This is a genomic window from Rhodococcus sp. ARC_M6, assembly GCF_022810305.1.
GTDB lineage: Bacteria > Actinomycetota > Actinomycetes > Mycobacteriales > Mycobacteriaceae > Rhodococcus_F.
In genome coordinates this window covers 1-1152 of sequence record NZ_JALGQH010000075.1, presented here as the reverse complement: position 1 = coordinate 1152, position 1152 = coordinate 1, and the positions used below count along the sequence as shown (strand labels likewise).

The following is a 1152-nucleotide window of genomic DNA, read 5'->3' as shown; positions in this document are numbered from 1 at the left end:
CGGCACCAGATGATCGAGATCGCAATTCCACGCCGGAACATCACAGTGCAACCACTGACAACTCCCCGCCAACGCCCGCACCCACGCATCCACTGCCGCACCGGGGCGGTAGACCAACGCCGCCGCGTATTCCTCGGCCGGCACTCGTACTTCCTTGACGATCCCACCCTTCGCGATGTCCCGTCCATGCTCGGCACCGATCACGCCGTATCCGTCGAGATGCGCCGGCTCGGCGCCACCATCGGAGCTGTTGTTGAATGTCTGCTCCGTCATCACCACAACCACCAACGGCCGACGCACCACCGTCAACCCACCACGGTCCTGCGGACAATCCACCCGCCCGCAGTCACACGGCAACACCGCCGAACCATCCAACAACGCACCCAACGCATCAGCCCGCCGCTGCTCATACGACCGCGAATCATCCCGGCACACCGAGCACGCCAACTCCCACAACCGACCGTCGAACAGTCGAGCCTGCTCCGCCGGAATTGACCCCACGATCCGGGCCATCCCGTCCTCGATGGCGCTGACCCCGATAAACCGGTCCGACAACGCACGACGACGGCGGTCCCGCATCCCCTCCGGATCCACCCGCGCCACAATCCGATCGATCACACCCGTCAACCGGCGACCCGTCAACCCCGTACCGCCCTCGACAGCCGGAGCCAACACCTGTTCCAGGACAAGGCGTTCCACCTCATCAATCAACGCATCCGAGACGTTCGCGGTCGCGGAGTCGATCAACCCCACCCGATACACATCCAGGTCCCCGCGCGCCATCGCCGCCCGCGTACGGTGCAAACGGGTTTTCAACGCAAACCCGAGTCCGATGAGTTTCCCGGCCGCTGAGCGGCCCATCGTGAGTACCGCTCCGATTTCCGATTCCGCCAACTCGTGCGCCGTCGACGACCACGTTCCCGAGGCCGTGTGCTCGGCGCTACGGCGGGTGAAGAACTCGGCAATCGCAGCAAGTTTTCGTTCCACCAACCGAGCTTCACACGAATGCAGTTCGGAGATGAGATCGACGAGGGCGCAATCGGATTCGGCACCGGTCAGCTGCGCTGACGGACCGTAATTTCCCACCCCCGACTCCAACATCCCTCCACCGTATTCGAAACTATGTTCGGAGACAACAGTCACGGGCAAATC

Annotated in this window: 1 protein-coding gene; it reads right to left on the bottom strand. The window is 63.5% G+C overall.

Features of this window, described 5'->3' with window-relative positions:
• Positions 1 to 1101, bottom strand: a 1101-nt coding sequence (locus MTX36_RS29420) for a DUF222 domain-containing protein (RefSeq protein WP_243623193.1), incomplete at its 3' end; no start/stop codon positions are given.
• Positions 1102 to 1152 lie beyond the last annotated feature (51 nt).